The 21,720-nt window shown below is 64.8% G+C and carries 23 protein-coding genes and 2 tRNA genes; 19 read left to right on the top strand and 6 right to left on the bottom strand.

What is annotated here, in order from left to right; all coding sequences use genetic code 11:
- The first annotated feature begins 57 nt into the window (after positions 1 to 57).
- The 3 genes from AC1RUR_RS29335 to AC1RUR_RS29325 all read left to right on the top strand — a co-directional run bounded on the left by AC1RUR_RS29335 (position 58) and on the right by AC1RUR_RS29325 (position 1,775).
- Positions 58 to 133 (top strand) — tRNA-Thr (locus tag AC1RUR_RS29335).
- Between the two features lie 165 nt (positions 134 to 298).
- A complete protein-coding gene (locus AC1RUR_RS29330) occupies positions 299 to 1,279 on the top strand; it encodes a hypothetical protein (protein WP_492850520.1) in 981 nt (326 codons plus the stop codon).
- Between the two features lie 109 nt (positions 1,280 to 1,388).
- Positions 1,389 to 1,775 (top strand): hypothetical protein, encoded by a 387-nt coding sequence (locus AC1RUR_RS29325; RefSeq protein ID WP_492850518.1) that lies wholly within the window; start codon positions 1,389 to 1,391, stop codon positions 1,773 to 1,775.
- 76 nt (positions 1,776 to 1,851) lie between these two features.
- On the opposite strand, the gene AC1RUR_RS29320 is transcribed toward AC1RUR_RS29325, so the two are convergent.
- Positions 1,852 to 2,901 (bottom strand): polysaccharide deacetylase family protein, encoded by a 1,050-nt coding sequence (locus AC1RUR_RS29320; protein WP_492850516.1) that lies wholly within the window; start codon positions 2,899 to 2,901, stop codon positions 1,852 to 1,854.
- A gap of 254 nt (positions 2,902 to 3,155) precedes the next feature.
- Between AC1RUR_RS29320 and AC1RUR_RS29315 the strand changes: the two genes are divergently transcribed.
- Together AC1RUR_RS29315 and AC1RUR_RS29310 are read left to right on the top strand one after the other, a co-directional pair.
- The gene (locus AC1RUR_RS29315) at positions 3,156 to 3,434 is read left to right on the top strand and encodes a hypothetical protein (protein WP_492850514.1); all 279 of its coding nucleotides are present in this window, start codon (positions 3,156 to 3,158) and stop codon (positions 3,432 to 3,434) included.
- A 170-nt stretch (positions 3,435 to 3,604) separates the two neighbouring features.
- Positions 3,605 to 3,820, top strand: coding sequence for a hypothetical protein (locus tag AC1RUR_RS29310; protein ID WP_492850512.1), 216 nt, complete (start codon positions 3,605 to 3,607; stop codon positions 3,818 to 3,820).
- Between the two features lie 118 nt (positions 3,821 to 3,938).
- On the opposite strand, the gene AC1RUR_RS29305 is transcribed toward AC1RUR_RS29310, so the two are convergent.
- On the bottom strand, positions 3,939 to 5,627 hold the full coding sequence (locus AC1RUR_RS29305) for an MFS transporter (RefSeq protein WP_492850510.1): 1,689 nt from the start codon (positions 5,625 to 5,627) through the stop codon (positions 3,939 to 3,941).
- Positions 5,628 to 5,763: 136 nt separating this feature from the next.
- On the opposite strand from AC1RUR_RS29305, the gene AC1RUR_RS29300 reads away from it, so the two are divergent.
- The 7 genes from AC1RUR_RS29300 (at position 5,764) to AC1RUR_RS29270 (ending at position 13,643) form a co-directional block, all read left to right on the top strand.
- Positions 5,764 to 7,140, top strand: a complete 1,377-nt coding sequence (locus AC1RUR_RS29300) for a hydrolase (protein WP_492850508.1) — start codon at positions 5,764 to 5,766, stop codon at positions 7,138 to 7,140.
- A gap of 35 nt (positions 7,141 to 7,175) precedes the next feature.
- A complete protein-coding gene (locus AC1RUR_RS29295; RefSeq protein WP_492850506.1) occupies positions 7,176 to 8,543 on the top strand; it encodes a cytochrome P450 in 1,368 nt (455 codons plus the stop codon).
- Between the two features lie 49 nt (positions 8,544 to 8,592).
- Entirely contained in the window at positions 8,593 to 10,002 is a 1,410-nt protein-coding gene (locus tag AC1RUR_RS29290) for an adenylate/guanylate cyclase domain-containing protein (protein ID WP_492850504.1), read from the top strand.
- Positions 10,003 to 10,304: 302 nt separating this feature from the next.
- Positions 10,305 to 10,793, top strand: a complete 489-nt coding sequence (locus tag AC1RUR_RS29285) for a tellurite resistance TerB family protein (protein ID WP_492850502.1) — start codon at positions 10,305 to 10,307, stop codon at positions 10,791 to 10,793.
- Between the two features lie 220 nt (positions 10,794 to 11,013).
- Entirely contained in the window at positions 11,014 to 11,793 is a 780-nt protein-coding gene (locus tag AC1RUR_RS29280; RefSeq protein ID WP_492850500.1) for an SDR family NAD(P)-dependent oxidoreductase, read from the top strand.
- Positions 11,794 to 11,924: 131 nt separating this feature from the next.
- On the top strand, positions 11,925 to 12,728 hold the full coding sequence (locus AC1RUR_RS29275) for a glutamine amidotransferase (protein ID WP_492850498.1): 804 nt from the start codon (positions 11,925 to 11,927) through the stop codon (positions 12,726 to 12,728).
- 102 nt (positions 12,729 to 12,830) lie between these two features.
- The gene (locus AC1RUR_RS29270; protein ID WP_492850496.1) at positions 12,831 to 13,643 is read left to right on the top strand and encodes an enoyl-CoA hydratase; all 813 of its coding nucleotides are present in this window, start codon (positions 12,831 to 12,833) and stop codon (positions 13,641 to 13,643) included.
- Positions 13,644 to 13,752: 109 nt separating this feature from the next.
- Here the strand turns inward: AC1RUR_RS29270 and AC1RUR_RS29265 are convergent.
- Positions 13,753 to 13,828 (bottom strand) — tRNA-Ala (locus AC1RUR_RS29265).
- 206 nt (positions 13,829 to 14,034) lie between these two features.
- Between AC1RUR_RS29265 and AC1RUR_RS29260 the strand changes: the two genes are divergently transcribed.
- From AC1RUR_RS29260 to folD, 3 genes are read left to right on the top strand one after another with little or no spacing between them, the layout of a single operon-like run.
- Positions 14,035 to 14,325, top strand: coding sequence for a YggT family protein (locus AC1RUR_RS29260; RefSeq protein ID WP_007598721.1), 291 nt, complete (start codon positions 14,035 to 14,037; stop codon positions 14,323 to 14,325).
- A 15-nt stretch (positions 14,326 to 14,340) separates the two neighbouring features.
- A complete protein-coding gene (locus AC1RUR_RS29255) occupies positions 14,341 to 14,700 on the top strand; it encodes a DUF167 domain-containing protein (RefSeq protein WP_492850494.1) in 360 nt (119 codons plus the stop codon).
- Between the two features lie 10 nt (positions 14,701 to 14,710).
- Positions 14,711 to 15,595, top strand: coding sequence for a bifunctional methylenetetrahydrofolate dehydrogenase/methenyltetrahydrofolate cyclohydrolase FolD (gene folD / locus AC1RUR_RS29250; protein WP_492850492.1), 885 nt, complete (start codon positions 14,711 to 14,713; stop codon positions 15,593 to 15,595).
- A gap of 136 nt (positions 15,596 to 15,731) precedes the next feature.
- Here the strand turns inward: folD and ppa are convergent, their stop codons facing one another.
- Both ppa and AC1RUR_RS29240 read right to left on the bottom strand, forming a co-directional pair.
- Positions 15,732 to 16,271, bottom strand: coding sequence for an inorganic diphosphatase (gene ppa / locus AC1RUR_RS29245; protein ID WP_492850490.1), 540 nt, complete (start codon positions 16,269 to 16,271; stop codon positions 15,732 to 15,734).
- A gap of 178 nt (positions 16,272 to 16,449) precedes the next feature.
- The gene (locus AC1RUR_RS29240) at positions 16,450 to 16,959 is read right to left on the bottom strand and encodes a GNAT family N-acetyltransferase (protein WP_008136728.1); all 510 of its coding nucleotides are present in this window, start codon (positions 16,957 to 16,959) and stop codon (positions 16,450 to 16,452) included.
- 266 nt (positions 16,960 to 17,225) lie between these two features.
- Here AC1RUR_RS29240 and AC1RUR_RS29235 point away from each other — a divergent pair, with 266 nt between their 5' ends.
- The 4 genes from AC1RUR_RS29235 to AC1RUR_RS29220 all read left to right on the top strand — a co-directional run bounded on the left by AC1RUR_RS29235 (position 17,226) and on the right by AC1RUR_RS29220 (position 20,377).
- Positions 17,226 to 18,116, top strand: coding sequence for a dienelactone hydrolase family protein (locus tag AC1RUR_RS29235; RefSeq protein ID WP_492850488.1), 891 nt, complete (start codon positions 17,226 to 17,228; stop codon positions 18,114 to 18,116).
- Positions 18,113 to 18,580, top strand: coding sequence for a DUF2269 family protein (locus AC1RUR_RS29230; protein WP_492850486.1), 468 nt, complete (start codon positions 18,113 to 18,115; stop codon positions 18,578 to 18,580). The genes AC1RUR_RS29235 and AC1RUR_RS29230 overlap by 4 nt, the downstream gene beginning before the upstream one ends.
- 8 nt (positions 18,581 to 18,588) lie before the next feature.
- Positions 18,589 to 19,908, top strand: coding sequence for an SDR family oxidoreductase (locus AC1RUR_RS29225; protein WP_492850484.1), 1,320 nt, complete (start codon positions 18,589 to 18,591; stop codon positions 19,906 to 19,908).
- Positions 19,909 to 19,969: 61 nt separating this feature from the next.
- Positions 19,970 to 20,377 carry a thiol-disulfide oxidoreductase DCC family protein gene (locus tag AC1RUR_RS29220; protein WP_492850482.1) on the top strand — a complete coding sequence of 136 codons (408 nt, stop codon included), beginning with the start codon at positions 19,970 to 19,972 and terminating at the stop codon, positions 20,375 to 20,377.
- Between the two features lie 79 nt (positions 20,378 to 20,456).
- On the opposite strand, the gene AC1RUR_RS29215 is transcribed toward AC1RUR_RS29220, so the two are convergent.
- Positions 20,457 to 21,704 carry a flavin monoamine oxidase family protein gene (locus AC1RUR_RS29215; RefSeq protein ID WP_492850480.1) on the bottom strand — a complete coding sequence of 416 codons (1,248 nt, stop codon included), beginning with the start codon at positions 21,702 to 21,704 and terminating at the stop codon, positions 20,457 to 20,459.
- Positions 21,705 to 21,720 lie beyond the last annotated feature (16 nt).

Here is a 21,720-nt window from a genome sequence, read left to right as displayed (position 1 = left end):
CCCGATATCAGGAGCGCGCGTATCGGGGCCGGCATCGCTTCGCCCCCGGCAGGGTTCGCCGCAATAGCTCAGTCGGTAGAGCACGTCATTCGTAATGACGGGGTCGGGGGTTCGAATCCCTCTTGCGGCACCAGCGCCCCAATTCATCCGATCGCCACAAGCCGTCGTTTTGCCCGCGGAAATGCTGCGCGTTGCGCTCGGCGCCGGTGCCACGACGATGCGCCGCGGACCAATGCGTGTGGCGGGGCAAGTGGTGGGTACGGAGAGCAGGGCCGGAACGACGGATCGGGCCACATGGTTGCGGATCTCCGGTCTCGTCATCCTGGCCGCATGCATCACCGCAATCGTCGCGTCGCGATCGCTCGAAGCCTCGCAGCTGCACGGCCGGCTGTCCGTCCCGCCGCTCTATGACGACGTCTCCTATTTCCTCGACGCCATCAGGTGGATGAACGCTGCAAGAGACCGAAGCATCTTCGCCAGCGCCTGGGACATGCTGCATCACCATGCGCCGTTCTCGACATTGGTGGCGGTGATCGGGCTGGCCTTGATGGGGCTGCGGCTCGTGCTCGCGGCCATTCACGGCAAAGCCGCGCTGCTTGACGCCGTCGTGCTGCTCGCGGCCGTGCTGATCGCCTATGCGATTCCCTCCGTGGCGGAGATCAAGACCTATTATTTCGGCGCGATGTTCTATGGACTGTTCATTGTCGCGATGGTTCTCAACGGCTGCACCAGCCTGGCGCTCATCGAAGCACTGCTCGCTCGCTTTGGTCTTGGCAGCGGCGCCCGCCGCGACCTGCTCACCGCAGGCCGTTTGCTTGCGCTCGCATTCGTGGTCCAGCTGTCTGTCAGGCACGTCGTCATCGGCCAGATCAGCACGGCGACGCCGCTGAGCGCGCAGCAGCAGGAGAGCATCCGCCTTGCGACCGAGCGGCTCTGGTCGCTTCTGCGCGACGTCAAGCCGGAAAAGCCCGGCTCGCTCTACGTCGCCTTCTCGAGCCCCTATCCGGTGACATCAGCGACCATCCAGCTCTACGCTGCGCAGGCGCGGATCGATCTCGTCATGCGCAACGAGCTGTTTTATCGGACCGCGCAGGCAACCTTCGATGCGCTGCTGAAGTCGGAGATCCTCGTGCTCTCGAGCTCGATCCCCCACACGCTGGTCGGCCCCCGTGTCGGTGACGAGCTCATCGCCCGCATGGATGCGGAAAAGGGCTTTTGCCCGCTCGAGACCCAGACCTTTCCGGACGTGACGCTGCGGGTCTATCGGCGCGGGCGCTGACTGCGGTCTTGCGGGTTCTGATGGGGCGGCAGTCCATGTGATATTGGTCACATAATCCGGGCTGTGCCTCCCATAATGTCCCGCTCACGCAAACACGGGGAGATTTCACATGCGCAAGATCATTTTGGTTGCCGCCATGGTCCTGGCTTCCGCGTCTGCCCAGGCGGATGGCCCGCGCAGCCTCTCTCTGCCGACGGCCAATGAGCAGGCCGCGGCTCCGCAAGTGACGACCGCGCCAACCACGGCCACGACGCAGCTGGGCCAGGCCGCGCCGGCCGCGGAAGCTCCGAAATATGTCGATCGTCCGCCGGTGGTCTCGCTCACCCCGCCCGTCACGGCGGCCGCGCCAGCCGCAACCACCGCTCCGGTCACAAAGACGACCACTTCGGCACCGGCGCCCAGACGCTCCGCAAAGGCGAACAAGCCGAAGCGCAAACACTACTGGACCCAAGCGCGCATCATCAGCGAGCTGCATCGCCACGGCATCTACTGGTAAGCAGCCTCTCGCTTCCAAAAGCAAATGGCCGGGACAAGCCCGGCCATGACGCGAGAGTTTTGAATCCGGTTGGTGCTTACTGCGAAACCGTCTGCACCACGCTGGAGATCGGACGCGCGTTTGTGCTTGCAGTCGGCACTTTCAGATCCTTCATCACCGCCTCGTCATATTCCGGCAGCGTCTGGAAGGTCGTCTTGGCCTTCATCTGCACGATCTTGTAACCGCCGGCCTTGAGCCGTGCGAGCAGCGCCGGCATGGCTTCGCCGGTGTGCTTCTGGAAGTCGTGCATCAGGATGATGCCCTTGCCGAGCTTGTCGAGCCTGGTCATCACGGTCTCGACGATCTTCTCCGGCGTGGCGCCCTTCCTGAAGTCGAAGGAATCGATGTCGGTCGAGAACATCGCGACGTTGCGGGTGCCGAAATAGGTCACCATCGCCGGATTGTGTTGAAGCTGCGGGAAACGGAAGAACGGTGCCGGGTTGGTGCCGAGCGCGAACCTCACCGCGCTAAAGCCCTTCTCGACCTCGTCCTTGACCTGTTGCTCCGTCATCTTCTTGCTGTTCAGGTTGACATGCGACCAGGTGTGCGTGCCGACCGTGTGGCCCTGGGCCAGAACCTGGCGCAGGATCTCCGGATGGTAGGTCGCGTGCTTGCCGACCGAGAAGAACAGGCCCTTGGTGCATTCATCCGCGAGCGCCTTCAGCACCGCGGGCGTGTTGACCGGCCACGGACCGTCGTCGAAGGTCAACACGACCTCCTTCTCGGTCAGGAAGTCGAATTGCTTGAAGTGCTCGAAGCCGAAGCCCGGACCGCCGGTGGTGTCGATCTCGACCACGCGGGACACGCCGAGGGCGTTCGGATTGGCGCAGGTCGATTTCTGCTGAACCGGCATGGCCGGAACGGGCGCAGGCGCCGGGGCTGCCGGCTTGGCCGCGACCGTTGCGGTGGTCGCGACGTCATCCTTGGCGGCGAGCTTCGCCTGTGCCGGCAATGGATCGGCGGCACGGGCGGCCATTGTCTTGGGAGCGGCCTGATCGGCGCGCGAGGAATAATAAAACCAACCGCCGGCGGCGATCACGACCGCGGCAACTACACTGGCCAACATCAGGCCCAACGCATTACGCATCGCTACTCTTTCCAATTACGCAACCAAACCTGCGGAATCCCCCGCGCGACGAGCCATTAATGCGAAGGAACAGTTAACGTGACACCAACGCGACGGCGGATGCGGAAGGAATTTCAGCGGGGTGCGCCAAAGTGACCGATGTCACAGTTGGGGTCGCGCCTGTGACGGTCATCACAGTGGAAACGGTTTTCCTGACGCATCGTCGCTCCCATCAACAACGGGCCCGCTCTTGGCGGTGCCAATGGGAGCTTCAAATGACGAAGTCGTTCACCGCCAAAATCCGCGACACCGGCCTCGCTCTGGGCATCGCCGCCGTCGTCTCGATCATCTCGACCAGCTCGGGCTTCGCCTTCTCCGAGGGTGTGAAGCAGGCATGCTATAGCGATGCCTTCCGCCTCTGCTCGTCGGAGATTCCCAACGTCCAGAAGACCACGGCGTGCATGGTGAAGCGCAAATCGGAATTGAGCGCGGGCTGCCGGGCTGCGGTGGAGAAGGAGACGGGTAAGACCGGCAAGTTGGCGGACGCGCAGTAACCGCCCAACGCGATTGCAAGTGATCGTCGCTGCCAGTGAGCTCCCTTGCGAAGTGTCCCGCTGCACAAGCGGGAGACTTCGCCTCTCTCGACCGGGACACAAAGCGATTGCGATGCAGGGCTCCCCGCTCTAGCTTCGCGCTCACATTTTCCGGTACGAGGCCTTACGCGATGACCAGATTTCTCTTCATTGTCCCTTTGCTCCTGTGCGCGTCCGGCGCCTCCGCGCAACAACAGGCTGGACACGATGCCTGTGCGCGCGACGTCACGCGCTTCTGCCGCGCCGTGATGAACAACGGCGACGGCGCCGTTCTCGCCTGCCTCAAGCAGAATCGCACGCGGCTGAGCAAAGGCTGCGACAAGGTGCTGACGGATCACGGACAGTAGCTGTTCTCGTAGCCCGGATGGAGCAAAGCGCAATCCGGGATTCCGTCTCCGCGTTGAGTCTTTCCGCGGCGAGAGGCCCCGGATTACGCTACGCTCCATCCGGGCTACGGGCTGAAACCTACGTGCTGCTCCCTGCCGCGCTCGCAACCACGGGCAGCACCTCGCTTGCTGCCTGGTCCGGCGTCTCTTCCTTCCAGCGCACCGAGCCGAACGGACGCTCCAGCATGCGGCGGATCCGCACCGGCTCGGGGCCGACGTGGAAGTCGATCGCCTGCTGATGCAGCGCGCGCTCCGACTGGGTCGAGCGGTTGCGCTGGCGCAGATAGTCGAACCAGGTCGGGCAGTGATAGCGCTCGGTCCACAATTCGGGATCGGCAATGTCGCGCGCGATCGACCAGCCATAGGCGCCGTTGCGCTGCCGGGAGAGCTGCACGTCCTGCATCACGTTGTGGAAGGCGCGGGCGTTCTCTTGGGCGACCCGGTATTCGATCTCGACCACCAGCGGTCCGCTGCGGCCGGTGAGCGACAGCCTGACTTCGGGGTCGGCCAGCACCTCGGCGTCCTCGTTGCGGGCGCCGACGCGCGGCATCGTGAGCCAGATTCCGAGCAGCGGCGAGATCAGCATCAGGCCGGCGGCCGTCAGCAGTGCAATCTCGACGCCGGCATAGTCGGTGAGATGGCCCCAGCCCCAGGCGCCGATCGCGATGCCGCCGGAAATCGAGGCCTGGAACGCCGCCAGCGATCGTCCGGCAACCCAGCGCGGCGCCGAGAGCTGCACGCCGATATTGAACAGTGCGACGGCGGCCATCCAGACCGCGCCGGCCAGCACCAGTGCGGCCGCCGTCAGTACGGGTTCTGTGCTGACGGCAAGCGCCGCCATCGCGAACGCCATCGAGATGGTGCAGGCGCGGATCGCGGACTCGCCGCTCATGCGCTTGCGCAATTCGTGGATATTGAGCGCGCCGACGACCGCGCCCATGCCGAAGGCGCCGAGCATGATGCCGTAGGTCTGCGCGCCGCCATGCAGCAGGTCGCGTGCCACCAGCGGCATCAGCGCCATGATGGCCCCGCCGATCAGGCCCATCACCAGCGTGCGGAGCAGCACGATCTTGATCGGCGGCGAATTGGTGATGTAGCGGAAGCCCGAGACCATGGCGCGGTTGAGCTTTTCGCGCGGCAGGCGCGAGGGTTCGGTGTTGCGCCGCCACAGCAGCAGCACCACCAGCAGGGGCAGATAGAGGATCGCATTGCAGGCAAACGCCGCCACCGCGCCGAGCGCGGCGACGATGACACCGCCGACCGCGGGCCCAAAACTACGCGCGATGTTGTAGCTGATGCCGTTCAGCGCCACCGCCGACGGCAGCGCCTCGGGCGGCACCTGCTCGCTGACCGAGGATTGCCAGGCCGGACCGAACAGCGCGTTGCCGCTGCCTACGACGAAGCAGAAGGCAAGCAGCGCTTCCGGGGTGATGAGCTTGAGCCCGGCCAGGATCGTCAGCGCGGTGGCGCCGGTCAGCGCGATCATGAGCGAGACCAGGGTGACGATGCGGCGGTCATACATGTCGGCGATGGCGCCGGCCGGCATCGAGATCAGCATGATCGGCAGCATCAGGGCGGTCTGCACCAGCGCCACCTTGTCGGCCGAGGCCGCCATCTGCGTCATCGCCCAGGCGGCGCCGACGCCCTGGATCAGCAGGCCGAGATTGGAGAGCAGGCTGGCGAGCCAGATGCGCCGAAACACGGTGAACCGCAGCGGGGCGGTGATGCCGTCGGCTGCGATTTTCTGACGGTTCGGCTGCTCGGTCATATCCCCTTCCAAATGGGCTGGCAGAAGTGGTCGTGGTGATTCCGGCAGATTCAGTGATGCCCGCGAAAGTCCTTCGCTGTCCAGTGGTTAGGACGGTATAAGCGGTGCAAAGATGGTTTTGCCGGGAGAGGAACAGATGAAGCTGTCGCGACGGTCGATCTTGCTTGGGGCAGGCAGCTTGCCTTTCGCGGTTGCGAGCTTCCGGACGGGGGCGCTGGCGGAATCTGCGCCGATGGCGGCTGCATTGCTCCCGGACTCGCCGCCGATCCTGTTCGTCCACGGCAATGGCGACTACGACGCGCTCTGGATCACCGCGATGTGGCGGATGGAATCCAACGGCGTTGCGCGCGATCGCATGATGGCGATCAATTTCACCGATCCGCTCGCCCGCACCGATGACAAGGTCGAGCAGGCGAACCGCTCCTCGACCGAGGACCAGCGCCGCGAGCTCGCTGCTGCCATCGCCGAGCTGAAACGCCGTACTGGTGCGCCTCGCGTGGCGCTGGTCGGCAGCTCGCGCGGCGGCTATGCGATCCGCAACGTCATCAAAAATGGCGGCGCCGGCGATGTGAGTCATGCCGTTCTGTGCGGCACGCCGAATCACGGCGTGTTCGCAACCGACGATCAGCCGAACAACGAGTTCAACGGCCGCGGCACGTTCCTGCGCGGTCTCAACGAGGGCGAGAGCGAGGTGACGCCGGGCGTTGCCTTCCTCACGCTGCGCAGCGACGGCATGGACAAATACGCCCAGGCCGATGGCCGCTTCATCGGCAAGCCCGGCACGCCGACAGGGGTCACCGTCGAAGGGCCCGAGTTGAAGGGCGCCACCAATCTCGTGCTCGGCGCGCTCGACCATCGCGAGGTGGCGTTCCATCCACGTGCCTTCCGCGAGATCTACAAGTTCATTGCCGGCCGCGAGCCCGCGCGCATCGCGATTGTGCCGGAATCGAGCGTCAGGCTGAGCGGCCTCGTCACGGGAACGCCGGGTGGTGTATCGACCAATCGTCCGGTGACGGGCGCAACCGTCGATATCTTCCGCGTCGACCCTGATACCGGTGAGCGCAAGGGAAATGCCGTGCACAGCTCGAAGACCGGTGCCGACGGCCGCTGGGGGCCGGCGCAGGTCGAATCCTCCTGGTCGCTCGAATTCGTCCTCGCGTCGCCGGATGCACCGACCACGCATATCTATCGCTCGCCCTTCCTGCGTTCCTCCGACGTCGTGCATCTGCGGCCTGCCCGCCCGCCCGGGCCGGCCGACAAGGACGCCGGCGCGGTCGTGATCATGTCGCGTCCGCGCGGCTATTTCGGCCTGCCGCGGGACGTCGTTCTGTTCGACGGCAAGGAGCCCGCCGACGTCAAGCCGGGCGTGCCCACGGATTCGGCAGCAACATTGCGGCTTCCGGCCAGCCAGGTCGGGCGTAACATCGTGGCCCAGCTCAACGAAGAGCGAATCGTGGCACGGCTCTGGCCTGCCTCCGAGAACAGGATTGCGATTGCCGAGCTGACTTACTAGCTAACTGTTTGCGTCACATCTCTCGGGAGGGAGCCATGAACATCGCCAGCGTGCGTCGGCCCATCATCCCTCCGACGCCGCCGCGTGCGCCCGACGACATGTCGTTCTTCGGCCGGATCGCGGTGATGCGACAGAACATGATCGCCACCTGGGGGCAGCGCGCCTACGAGGAAGACGTTCTCGAGGGCCGCTTCGTCCTCCGCAAGAGCTTCATCCTGAACCGTCCCGATGCGATCCGGCACGTCCTGCTCAGCAATTACGAGAATTATTCGCGCACGCCGGCAGGCATTCGCATGCTGCGTCCGGTGCTCGGCGAAGGCCTCTTGATCGCCGAAGGCCAGGCCTGGACGCATCAGCGTCGCACGCTCGCGCCGGCCTTCACGCCGCGCGCCACCGCAAGTCTCGTTCCGCACATGACGGCGGTGCTCGACGAAACCATCGCGAAGCTGGATGCGCGCAATGGCGAGACCGTCGATCTGCGCGAGACCATGCAGCGCATGACGCTCGAGATTGCCGGGCGCACGATGTTCTCGTTCGGTATGGACCGGCATGGTCCCACCTTGCGCAACTTCGTCATGGAATATGGCGAGCGGCTGGGACGGCCCTATTTCCTCGACATGCTGTTGCCGGTGTCCTGGCCGAGCCCGATGGATTTTGCCCGCGCCCGTTTCCGCAAGCGCTGGACCGAATTCGTTGCGATGCTGATCGCCGAGCGGCGCGCGATGGGCAAGAAGGATGGCGCGCCGCCGCGCGACCTGTTCGATCTCATGGACGCGGCGCGCGATCCCGAGACCGGCAAAGGCTTTTCCGACGACCAGCTCATCGACGAAGTCGCAACCATGATTCTCGCCGGTCACGAAACCACGGCAACCGCGCTGTTCTGGGCGCTCTATCTGCTCGCGCTCGATCCTGAGGCGCAGGAGGAGGTTGCCTCCGAGACGAGCGGCGAGCAGCTGGGCAGCATGGCCGACATCGATCGCCAGAAATTCACCCGCGCGGTGATCGAGGAAACCATGCGGCTCTATCCGCCGGCGTTCCTCATCGCGCGTGCCGCGCGCGAGAAGGACAATGCGGCCGGCGTTGAGATCGGCAAGGGCGACATCATCATAATCGCGCCCTGGCTGCTGCACCGGCACGAAAAGCTGTGGGATCAGCCGGACGCGTTCGTTCCAAAGCGCTTCATGTCGGCTGAAGCACCCGACCGTTTCGCCTACCTGCCGTTCGGCGCGGGTCCGCGCGTGTGCATCGGTGCGCCGTTTGCGCAGGCCGAATCCGTGCTGGCGCTGGCCCGCCTGATCGGTGCGTTCCGGGTCGCGCTGGTCGATACGGCTCCCGTGATCCCGCACGGCGTCGTCACGACCCAGCCGGACCGCTCGCCCATGTTCCGAATCACGCGTCGATGACAGGCGCTCGCCTGCTCAATGGCGTGATTCACCCAGATGGAGTTGCGCCATGAGCGACATCCAGGCCCAGTTTTCCGTTCTGAAGCAGACCGCCGATCCGAAGGTGGTCGATGCGATTACGCACCTCATCGAGGACGGCGAGGATCACGAGCTCAACCGTGTCAATGTGCTCGATTTCGCGAGGCAGCAGGGCCTCGACGAAGAGCGCGTGATCTCCGCCTTCCTGCATTCGGCGCGGCTCGGGCTGTTCGATCTCGGCTGGAACGTGCTGTGTCCGGGATGCGGCGGCGTGCTGGGCGCTCACGCGACGCTGAAGGCGCTCAAGCCGGACGATTATCACTGTGCGCTGTGTGCCTGCGGCTACAAGGCGTCGGTCGACGACCAGGTCGAGGTGTCCTTCACGGTCAACCCGCGAGTCCGGCGCATCGCCGCGCACGATCCTGATACGCTTCCGGTGTGGGAGTATTTCAAGCAGGTGTTCTGGAGCTCCGGCGTCGACTTCAACAAGGAGTCGTTTTCGACGCTGGCCAACGAGGTCACGCTGGATACGATGGAGCTGCCGGCCGGCGAGAAGGCGACCATGTCGCTGCAATTGCCGAACGACTTCATCATCATCTTCGAGCCGGTGACCCACGCCGCGCATTTCATCGACGTGCAGGGCGAGCCGGCCAAGGACCGCCAGCAGCTCGCCATCATGTACAACAGGGTGCAGGCGCCGACGGGGACCACGACCATGCGGCCGGGGCCGCTGCGATTGTCGCTGGAGAACCAGGCCGGCGTGCGCGTGCTGCCGTCGGTGTTCATCGCGGCCGAGGCGCTCCACCATCTGATCGGCAAGCGCAAGCCATTCCTCACCGCCAAGCGGATGCTGTCGAACCAGACGTTTCGTGACGTATTCAAGGCGGACAATCTCAGTCTCGACCAGCGGCTCCAGATCACCTCGCTCACCTTCCTGTTCACCGATCTGAAGGGTTCGACCGCGCTCTACGAGCGCGTCGGTGACCTCGCGGCGTTCGATCTCGTGCGCGCGCACTTCCATGCGTTGCTCGAGATCATCTCCTCCGAGAAGGGCGCGGTGGTGAAGACCATCGGCGACGCCGTGATGGCAACCTTCGTTCGTCCCGAACACGCGATCGTCGCGGGCCTGCGGATGCGCGCGGCGATGGATGAGCTCAACAGGCAGCGCGGCACCGCCGATCTCATCGTCAAGATCGGCATCCACGAAGGGCCGTGCCTTGCGGTGATGCTCAACGAACGGCAGGATTATTTCGGCCAGACCGTCAACATCGCCGCGCGCGTGCAGAGCCTGTCGACCGCGCAGGAGATCCACATCACCGGTCCGGTGCTGGATGCGCCGGCCGTGGCGGAAGTGCTGAAGCAGCGCGAGATCAGGCCGATCCAGAAGCAGGCCGCGCTGCGCGGCATCGCCGACAAGATGGTGGTGTACGAGATACCGTGAGGGACGGGAGGCGGTTGCCGCAGCCGCCGTCATTTCGAGGAGCCCTTGCGACGAAGCAATCCAGGCTGTTTCCGCGGAAAGATTCTGGATTGCTTCGCTGCGCTCGCAATGACGATGTGGAAGCAGGTTCGGGCCAAACCTTCGCCGTCAAGCCCGGCCAGAACGGCAGCCCGCGCCCCCAGATTGCCGAAACGTAATGCAGCGCGCGGAACTGACGCACGTTGCGCCGGTTGAGATTCCCACTCATATAATGCTGGTAACGGCCGCGGCCCTCGCGGCGTCATCGATTTCGGTAGGACCTTATGCTCGACGGCCTGCGCCAATTCATCGCCGACATTGTTGCTCCCCATGCCCAGGACCGCGCATTCGGCGACAGCGATTATCGGCTGGCGGCGACCGCGTTGCTGGTCCACGTGGTTTCGCTGGACGGCCAGCCGACGGCGGCCGAGCGGCGCAAGCTGCACAGCCTGATCGAAAGCCATTTCGGGCTCGATCGCGGCACTGCCGATCGCTTGATTGCCGATGCGACGGAGGTCGAGGGCGATGCGGTCGACCTCTATCACTTCACCAGCGTCATCATGCGCTCGCTCGACGAAGCGGGCCGCAAGCGCATCGTCCAGATGATGTGGGAGCTGGTCTATGCCGACGGCCAGGTCTCCGAGTTCGAGGACAACGTGGTCTGGCGCGCCTCCGACCTGCTCGGGATTTCCCAGCGCGACCGGATCGACCTGAAGCATGCGGTTGCGAACCGCGCCGGGAGCCAGGTGAAGGACGGCGCCGTCGGCGGCTGATCCCTCCCGGTCCGGCGGATTGCCGGTTGCGCAGACCACATGACGAAACTTTAATGTGGCTGCCCGGAGGCCGAATTTCTCCGTAAATCCGCGGTTTCCCGCTCTCTCTGTCGCCCGCTCAAGCGGCCATGCTGCCAGCGCCGCTTGCCTGTCGCGCACGGCCTATGCTCTCGTTCCGCCATTGCCGAGCCGAAAAACTTCAATTCAAGAGACTTCGATCGTGACTGAGCGGGTAACGTTGATCACCGGTGCCTCGGCGGGCATCGGCACGGAGCTGGCGCGTGTGTTCGCCGCGAACGGACATCGCCTCGCGCTGACGGCGCGGCGTGCGGACCGGCTCGAGGCGCTCGCGAACGAGCTCTCCGCCAAGGGCGGCAAGAGGCCGATCGTAATCGCCTGCGACCTCCAGGAAGCGGATGCCGGCGAGAAGATCGCCGCAGCGCTCGCCGCCGAAGGCGTCGAGCTCGACCATCTCGTCAACAACGCCGGCTTTGGCGCGTTTGGCGACGCCATCGAGTGCGACCGGGGCGCGCAGCTCGGCATCGTCGATGTCAACGTCCGGGCGCTGACCGATCTGTCGCTGCGCTTTGCCGATCAGCTGATCAGGAACAAGGGCGGTCTTCTCAATGTCGGCTCGGTCGCCGGCTTTCTCCCCGGCCCCGGCATGGCGGTCTATTACGCGTCCAAGGCCTATGTGATTTCACTCACCGAGGCCTTGCGGGCGGAGCTCGCGCCGCACGGCGTTCGTGTCACCGTCCTTTGCCCGGGTCCGGTGCCCACCGAATTCCAGGCGCGCGCCGGTGTCGGGTCCGGACACAATACGGCCCTTCTCAATGTTCCTGCCTCCGATGTCGCACGGGAGGCCTATCGTGGGCTGATGGCCAACAAACGGGCAGTGCTGCCCGGCCTCGGCATCAAGATTGTGCCGTTCGCACTGCGCTTCTTTCCGCGCGGCTTCATTTTGTCCGCCACCAGTCGATTTCAGCGACAGAGACATTAGAGAACGCCCGAGGCGCCTGTCGTGGCCCGGGGCTTGCTTTCTAAATCGGTGTCATGTGTGTGCGAACTCACACGATGTTAACCATCGCTTAGCTATGCTGGCGGTCTGAACCGATAGCATTTGGAAAGGCAATGTCGTTCCGGACGGACAGGTTTGGTGGCGCGGAATTGGTGCCCTTCCCGAAGAGAAGGGCGCTTGGCGCATCCGCTGCTCGTCGTGAAGCCCGGTTGCCGGTCCTGATCGTCCTGCACCAGGAATCCTCGACACCCGGCCGCGTCGGCAACGCGTTGCGCGCGCTTGGCCATCGCCTCGACATCCGCCGTCCCCGCTTTGGCGATCCCCTTCCTGAGATGCTCGATCAGCATGCCGGTGCCGTGGTCTTCGGCGGGCCCATGAGCGTCAACGATCCCGATGACTACATCCGCCGTGAGATCGACTGGATCGAAATTCCGCTCCGCGAACAGCGGCCGTTCCTCGGCATCTGCCTCGGAGCACAGATGCTCGCGATGCAGCTCGGGGCCCGCGTCGCACCGCATGCGGAGGCGCTGACCCAGATCGGCTACTACCCGATCCGCCCGACGGCCGCGGGCCATGCGCTCTGCCCGGCCTGGCCGGCGCAGGTCTATCACTGGCACCGCGAGGGATTCGAGCTGCCGGTCGGCACCGAACTGCTTGCGGAAGGCGATGATTTCCCGGTGCAGGCGTTCCGCGCCGGCAATGCCTTCGGCGTGCAGTTTCATCCCGACGTGACCTACGCCATGATGCATCGCTGGACCACGCGCGGCTATGACGGCTTCAGTGCGCCCGGTGCGCGCGAGCGGCATCATCATTTCGCGGACCGCGCCGTGTACGATGTCGCGGAACGCGCCTGGCTCGATCACTTCATCAATGGCTGGCTGGCGCGCCGGCCGCTGCTGGCGCAAGCCGCCGAGTAATCGCGTAGGCAGCGCCCAAGCCCTTGCTTCATTCCTGAATATGCTAGGCTCGCTGCCAACGAGCGCGCGCGAACGCGCGCCGGCAAACGAAGGGAGAGCGTCATGTCCTATGAACACATTCTCTATGAGGTGAGCGACAGGATCGCGACCATCACGCTCAATCGCCCGGACCGTATGAATGCGTGGACGCCGACCATGGAGCGCGACGTGCGCCATGCGATGGAAGCGTCAAGCGACGACGACAATGTCCGCGTCATCGTGCTGACAGGCGCGGGCCGTGCCTTCTGTGCCGGCGCCGACATGGATGCGCTGAAGGGGCTCGCCCCTGATGACGTCAGGCGCGCCTCGAACCTGCCGCCCTTCGACATGAACCGCCGTCCGGACTGGCAGACGCGCTACGGCTTCTATCCGTCGATCGGCAAGCCCGTCATCGCCATGCTCAACGGCGCGACCGCGGGCATCGGCCTCGTCCACGCGCTCTATTGCGACCTGCGCTTTGCCGCGGACAACACCGTGTTCACCACCGCCTTCGCGCGGCGCGGGCTCATCGCCGAGCACGGCATCAGCTGGATGCTGCCGCGCATCGTCGGCCACGCCAACGCGATGGATCTGCTGCTCTCGGCGCGCCGTGTTTCAAGCGAGGAGGCGCTGCGGATCGGACTTGTCAACCGTCTGTGGTCGCCGGAAAAGCTCCGCGAGGAGACCTACGCCTATGCGCGTGACCTCGCCGACTTGGTCTCGCCGAGCGCGATGGCCGTGATCAAACGCCAGCTCTACGAGGTGCCGTTCCAGACGCTGGCCGAGGCGACGATCGAGGCGAATCGAGAGATGATGGTGGCGCTGAACGGGAGTGATTTCCGCGAGGGGGTGGCGAGCTTCATGGAGAAGCGGCCGCCGCGGTTTACGGGGAGGTAGGGGGATTTTCGGGGGCAGTCCGTCTTCGCCCTGCGGGCTTCGCCGGACACCACGCTTTGCCTTTCGGGCTCCTCGTGGCTGCGCCACGCGTAGCCCGAAGGGCGAAGCGTGGTGGAGCCAGGCGGGATCGAACCGCCGACCTCGTCATTGCGAACGACGCGCTCTCCCAGCTGAGCTATGGCCCCGTTTGCTGGCCGCTCTGGTGAATGCGGCCGACAACCGGGCGCCATTTAAGTCCCTGCCAAGGTCAAGTCAAGGACGGGCGTAACCCGGTTTTAGCCATTCCGATGACCGAACTTCCCTTGTTTGGGCCGGACGGAACCGATATCTAGCAAAAGGCGTCAATCCCGACCGCAGCCAGAGTTTTCAAAAGCCAGAGTCTTCAAAAGCCATGCGTGCCGTTCTCGACATCGTCATCATCGTGCTCGACCTCTACGTCTGGCTGCTGATCGCCTCCGCGATCCTGTCCTGGCTGATCGCTTTCAACGTGGTGAACACCCGCAACCAGTTCGTGTCTGCGGTGGCGGAGTTCCTGTACCGGATCACCGAGCCGGTCCTTGCGCCGATTCGCAATTTCCTGCCCAGCCTCGGCGGCCTCGACATCTCGCCGATCATCCTGATCCTGCTCATCATGTTCATCGAGCGGGTGATCCTGTATTACATCTACCCGAACGTGATCTAGACAGGCGGGAGCGCCTTGGTTGCCAACGAAGCTCGCAAGGAACCTTGGCGTTATTCCACCGCAGGCATCAGCATCGCGCTGCGGGTAACGCCGCGCGGCGGCCGCGACGACATCGACGGGATCGAGCAGCTGGCCGATGGCCGCAGCGTGCTCAAGGTACGGGTGCGCGCCATTGCCGATGGCGGCGAGGCCAACAAGGCCGTTCTGGTGCTGCTGGCGAAATCGCTGGGCGTGCCCAAGGCCGCCGTAAAGCTGCTATCCGGAGCGACCTCGCGGCTGAAGCAGATCGCGGTCGCCGGCGATCCGGTGCGGCTCGGCGAAGCCCTGCGCCAGCTCGTGTCAGCCAAATCGGCAGACGCCAAATCGATAGACTGAGGGAACTGACATGACCGCCAGGATCATCGACGGAAAAATCATCGCCGCGGAACTCCGTGGCCGCGTCGCTGACGAGGTCGCCCGCGTCAAGCGCGAGCACAATCTGGTGCCGGGCCTTGCGGTCGTCCTGGTCGGCAACGACCCCGCCAGCGAGGTCTATGTCCGCTCCAAGCACACCCAGACCCAGGCGGCCGGCATGGCCTCGTTCGAGCACAAGCTGCCGGCCGACGTGTCGCAGGCAGACTTGCTGGCCGTCGTGGCCAAGCTCAATCGCGACCCCGCCGTGCACGGTATTCTCGTGCAGTTGCCGCTGCCGAAGGGGCTGAATACGGAGGCCGTCATCAACGCCATCGATCCGGCCAAGGACGTCGACGGCCTGCATCCGAACAATGCCGGCCGGCTCGCCGGCGGCTTCGAGGCGCTGTCGCCCTGCACGCCGCTGGGCAGCATCATCCTGACCAAAAGCGTGCATGCCTCGCTCGAAGGCATGAATGCCATCGTCATCGGCCGCTCCAATCTGGTCGGCCGTCCGCTGGTGCAGTTGCTGCTGAACGAGAACGCCACCGTGACCATCGCGCATTCGCGCTCGCGCGATCTGCCCGGGCTCGTGAAGCGCGCCGACCTCGTCTACGCCGCGGTCGGCAAGCCCGAGATGGTGCGCGGCGACTGGCTGAAGCCGGGCGCGACCGTGATCGACATCGGCATCAATCGTATCCCAAAGGACGACGGCAAGACGCGCCTCGTCGGGGACGTCGCCTATCAGGAAGCGCTCGGCGTGGCCGGCGCGATCACGCCGGTGCCGGGCGGTGTCGGCCAGATGACGGTAGCCTGCCTGCTGGTGAATACGCTGCGCGCGGCCTGCGCGATCGCGGGCCTGCCGAAGCCTGCGGTGTAACTCACGGTCTCGTGCCCCGGACGCAGCGCAGCGTGCAACGATGCGCTGCTGAGCCGGGGCCCAGTGCAAGTGGTGCCATGGGTCCCGGCTCTGCGGCGCATCACCTCGTGATGCATCGTGTCCGGGACACGCAATCTTACGCCTTCTTCTTTTTCTTCTCGCGCTCGATGCCTTCGAGGATCAGCTTGTGCGCCTCTTCCGGGCCGCCCCAGCGCAAGATCTTCACCCACTTGCCGGGTTCGAGATCCTTGTAGTGCTCGAAGAAGTGCTGGATCTGCTGCAGCGTGATGTCGGGCAGGTCGGAGTACGACTTCACCTTGTCGTAGCGCTGCGTCAGCTTCGACGACGGCACCGCCAGAATCTTCTCGTCGCCGCCGGCTTCGTCTTCCATGAACAGCACGCCGACCGGACGCACGCTCATGACGGCGCCGGGGATGATGGCGCGGGTGTTGATGATCAGGACGTCGCAGGGATCGCCGTCGTCCGACAACGTGTGCGGGATGAAGCCGTAATTACCGGGGTAACGCATCGGCGTGTAGAGGAAGCGGTCGACCACCAGCGTGCCGGCCTCCTTGTCCATCTCGTATTTGATCGGCTCGCCGCCCACGGGGACTTCGATGATGACGTTGACGTCGTGGGGGACGTTTTTCCCGATCGAGACCGCATCGATACGCATTCAAGGCTCCGTTCTTGCCGAGGTTAAATCGCGCCCGGCAGCGATTTTGGCGCTGTCATACGCGGGCTTGGCCCGCCAATCCATCGTGTTCTTGCGAAATAATGAATCCAGCGATCACCGGCTCAAGAGGCAGCGGTATCGACGGATGGGAAACGCTGCCGGCCAGACTTTCAGCAGCTCAATTGGTCCAGGCGAAGGCAACCTTGTCGAGCGACTTTGGCCCGAACCGTTCCGAGGAACGCGCCACCATGCGGCCGCCCAGGGCCCTGTAAAACTCGGTCGCCGGATCGTTGTCCGAGAGCGCCCACACCACCATGCTCTTCAGGCCGCTCTGCATCAGGTCGCGGCGGGCGGCGGCGAACAGGCGACGGCCGAAGCCGAGCCCCTGGAATTCCGGGCGCAGGTAAAGCTCGTAGATCTCGCCGTCAAAATGCAGGCTACGGGCGCGGTTGCGGCCGTAATTGGCATAGCCTGCGATCTTGTCGCCGAACACCAGCACGCTGACGCGGCTGCCCTTGCGGATCGCGCTGTCCCACCACTGCGGCCCGCGGCGGTTGATCAGCTTCTCCAGCTCGGCGCCGGGAATGATGCCCTGATAGGCCGAACGCCAGGCTTCGTCATGGGTTGACGCCACCGCAGTTGCATCTGCGGCTTTGGCCGGCCGGACCTCGATCAGGGTTGTGCTCATGGACGCGATCAAACCAAGTCGGCGCGCCGGCGGCAAGACCTATCGTTAATTATCGGTTAACCTGTGGACTTTCTGCATCAGTATTTTAACCATGTTGTACCGAAAGAGGACAAGGCGCTGCCTTGAACGGCAACGAACTGCCATGCGTCGGTGCAAAACTCCGTTGCGGCAACCAATGAACGGCGATGGCACCGCAGAAAGTCCGCCCAGGATGATTCGTTCCCGTTAGTCTGGCCTCCGCTGTCCGTGTTCGCCTCCGGCAATTCATGCGGCTCTTCAACATCCTCGCGCTCCCACCTCTGCTGGCCTTGCTCACCGCGCCGCCTCTGTGCGCCCAGGTCACGTTCGGTGCATCGGGCGCCGAAGGCGAGCCGTTTCGCCGGCAGGAGTGGCGTGTGCCGTCGGCAGATACCGACATTGCTGCGCGCGCGCTGCTATTTCGTCCCGCCGGAACCGGTCCCTTTCGACTCGCGGTGATCGCGCATGCCTCGACGCAGAACGTATTGCGTCGTGCGCAAATGCCGCAGCCCGACTATCGCGCACTCACAGCGTTCCTCGTCGCGCGCGGCTTTGCGGTGCTGGTGCCGGAACGGCTCGGCCATGGTGCAACCGGTGGACGCTATGTCGAGGACCAGGGCGGCTGTGACGAAGCGAACTACGCGCGCTCGGGTCGCGCGACGGCCGAAGAAATTTCACGGGCACTGGACCATTTGCGACAGCAGGATTTCATCCGCAAGGATGGCGCGATCGTGATCGGCCATTCCGCCGGCGGCTGGGGCGCGCTGGCGCTTGCAAGTGCCGATCCGAAGACGATCTCCGCGATCACAGTGTTTGCGCCGGGGCGCGGCGGTCATGCCAATGACGAACCGAACCGGATTTGCGCGCCACATACGCTTCTCGCCGCCGCCGCCGAATTCGGCAAGGCGGCGCGCATTCCTGTCACATGGCTCGTTGCGAGCAATGACAGCTATTTTCCGCCCGTGTTCTCGAAGTCGCTGGCAGATGCATTTCGCGGCGGTGGCGGCAAGGTCGACTTTCACGCATTGCCCGCGGTGGGCAGCGAGGGGCACTGGATGATCGAGACTGAGGCGGGCGTCAAAGCCGCCAGTGGCGAGATCGAACGCGCGCTGAAGCCGGCGCTGGCGAAGAAGCCATGACGCTGTATTTCCTGGTCAAATATATCCATGTGCTCGGCGCCATCGTCATCCTCGGCACCGGAACCGGTATCGCCTTCTTCATGCTGATGGCGCATCGCAGTCACGATGCGGAGTTCATCGCGCGCACCGCTTCGGTGGTGGTGATCGCGGACGCGATCTTCACTCTGTCGGCGGTGATCTTGCAGCCGGTCAGTGGCGGCCTGCTGATGATGCTCTCGGCCACGTCGTTCACGGAGCGCTGGCTGCTGGTCTCGCTTGCGCTCTACGTTGTCGCGGGCCTGTTCTGGATCCCCGTCGTCTTCATGCAGATCGAGATGCGCGATCTCGCGCGCAAGGCGGCCGGTCAGCGCGTCGCGCTGCCGGAGCGGTACTTCATCCTGTTCCGCCGCTGGTTTGCGTTCGGCTTCCCCGGCTTCGGTGCGACGATGCTGATCCTCTGGCTGATGGTCGCAAAACCGTTTTGAGTGACGTGATGAACCAGCGAACCATTTTGGTGCTCGGTGCCTCCGGCCTGATCGGCCGCTTCGTCACCGACGATCTGCGCGCGCGGGGCTTTCGCGTCGTCGGCGTGGCGCGCAGCCTGTCTCCGGCGCAGAGGATGAGCGCGCTTGACGTCGAGCTGCCGATCCTTTCGCTCGATGCAACTGCGGTCACGCGCCTGTTGCGCGAGCATGCTGTCGACGTCGTCGTGAATTGCCTTGGCGTGCTCCAGGATGGCCCCGGCAGCGATACGGGTGCCGTGCACCGCGATTTCGTCGCGCGCCTGCTTCAGGCGATCAAAGGCAGCGACCGTGCAATCCGCCTCGTGCACATCTCGATCCCCGGAACGGCCGAAGCCGACCGCACCGCCTTCGCATTGACCAAGCGCGAGGCCGAGCGATTGATCGCGGCCTCCGGCATCGCTTACGCCATCCTGCGGCCCGGCTTCGTGGTCGCACCATCAGCCTATGGCGGCAGCGCCATGCTCCGCGCGCTCGCCGCCTTTCCGCTCGACCTGCCGGACAAGGAAATGGCGACGCCGTTCCAGCCCGTCGCAGTCGAGGACGTCGCCGCCACCATCGCCTGGCTCGCCGCACGCGACGTCGACGATGCCTCCGTGAAAGCGGTGAGCTGGGATCTGATGCAGGCCGAGCCGGTTACCATGGCCGGCGTGATCAAGCAGTTTCGTCTGGCGTTCGGCACGGCCGGCTGGCCGCGTGTCGCGATGCCGCCCTTCATGCTCGGTCTCGGCGCGAAGATCGGCGATTTTGCCAACACCCTCGGCTGGATGCCGCCGATGCGCTCCACGGCGATCGCCGAGCTGCGCCGCGGCGTGCGAGGTGATCCCTCCGCCTGGATCGCCGCCACCGGCATCGCGCCGAAAGCGCTGGCTGACGCGATCGGACGTCACCCCGCGACCATCCAGGACAAATGGTTTGCGCGGCTGTTCCTGATCAAGGCGCTGATCTTCGCGAGCCTTGTGACGTTCTGGATCGTGTCCGGCTTCATCGCTCTGTTCGTGTCCTACCGCGCGGCCGCCGGCATCCTGAGCGCGCACAACTTCCCGCCGTCGCTGGTCGATCCCATCACCATCGGCACCAGCCTGATGGACATGAGCATCGGGGTGCTGATCGCCTTCCGCCGTACGGCTGCGGTCGGGCTCATGGCGGGCATCGTGGCTTCGCTCGGCTACATGTTCGGAGCGGCGATCCTCACGCCCGATCTCTGGATCGAGCCGCTCGGCGCGCTGGTGAAAACGGGGCCGGCCATCGTGCTGATGCTGGTGGCGCTTCTGATGCTGGATAATCGATAGCGTTTTCAAGCGAAGTGGATACCGGTTCGCGTGAAGAAAACGCGTCAAAAAAGAGAGTCTGATGCCCAAATGGCCTGACGACGACGTGATCCTGTTCGACGGCGTCTGCATCTTCTGCTCGCGCTGGGTGCGGTTCGTGGCCAAGCGCGACATCGCGAAACGCTTTCGGTTCACGCCGATCCAGTCGGATTATGGGACGCGGTTGGCGCACACGTTCGGCATCGATCCTGATGATCCCGACACCAATGCGGTGATCCACGGCGGTGAGGTGTCCCTGAAGTCAGACGCCGCGCTGACCGTGCTGTCGCAGCTCCCCGGCTGGGGTTGGACGCGCGCGTTGTTCGCCGTGCCGAAGGTATTGCGCGACCCCGTGTACAGCCTCATCGCGCGCAATCGCTATCGCATTTTTGGGAAGTATGACGCATGTTTCGTGCCCGATGCCGATTTGCGGGCGCGGGTGATCGAGTAGCCCGTCATTGCGTTGCGTGACCACACACTCGATGTCGTTCCGGCCTTCGCCGGGACGACTTCGAGAGGATCAGCCCCGCTTAGGGCTTCTCGATTGCCGCCAGCACTTCCCTTGCCGCCCGCTCCCCACTGTCCCGCGCGCCATGCGCCGTCGTGAAGAAGCTTGGCGACGTCGCTTCCCCCGCGAAGAACAGCCGGTCGTCCACTGGCGTGGCCAGCACCGCTCGGTCACCTGCATGCCCCGGCAGCGCGTGCGAATACGAACCTCGTGCAAACGGATCGTGCGCCCAGCGCGATTCGTACAGCGGCTTCAGCTTGCGGCGGATGTCGTTGCCGAGGAAGCCCGCGATCTCGTCGATGCTGTGCGCTGCGATGGCGCCCTCGCCGGCGTTTTCCAGCTCGCGGGCGAAGCTGCCGCCGAAGAAGCCTTCGATGCAGGGCTGGCCGAACGGGCGGATGTGATAGGTGCCCATATCGGTGCGCATGGTGGCGCCGCGCAGGTTTCCCTCTTTCGGAAAGGCTTCGGCATCGCCGAGCGCCAACGTCACCTTGTCGTCCACGCCGAGGGGCAGGCCGCGGGCGGCATCGACCTTCGCAGGGAGCGGCGGCGAGAAGCGGATCGCTTCGTCAGCGATGAGATTGGTTGGGACGGTGACGATCACGCGATCCGCAGTCAACGTGCCCAGTGATGCCTCGATGCGGATGCGCTTTGCGGTATGATCGATCAAGGTGACGTTGCAGCCCAGCGCGACCGGACAGGGCGCGCCGTATGCGGCGATCAGGGCGCCATAGCCGCGACGGACGCGCCAATTGGCGTCGGTGTCCTCATAGGCGTCCCAGTCCAGCGTGGACATGTCCTTGAGTTCGCAGCCGTTGATATAGGTCGAGATCGCGTCGATCATGGGGTTCCAGCGATTGCCCGGCTCCAGGCTCAGGCTCGCGGGTTCGTCCTTGCCCTTCTGCGCGGCTTGCCAGAGCCGCTCGTAGAACGCGTCCATCGCGTGCATGAACGCGTCACGCTCGCTTTGCGGAAACGCATTGCCGAAGGCCCGCTCGCGCCACGGCGGCAGGTCCTTGTTGAGCTCGAAATCGAGCTGGTGCGCGATGTCCACGAAGGAGTTCTTGTCCGCCGAATGCAGCCAGCCGCAGCCGACATCGAACGTCACCTCGGGCGAGGCCTGCACGGTCCAGGCGCGGCCGCCGAGCCGGTCGCGGGCCTCCAGCACGATCACGGAGAGGCCGGAGCCGGCCAGCGCATGCGCCGCGCCGAGGCCGGCGGCACCGGCGCCGATGATCGCGACGTTGACGGAGGAGGGCAGGGAACTCATGGGCGAATGGTGAGTA

It is taken from the genome of Bradyrhizobium sp. GW821-FHT12B03 (assembly GCF_058807535.1).
Note: the sequence above shows the minus strand (reverse complement) of the source record. Positions and strands in the feature narration are given on the sequence as shown.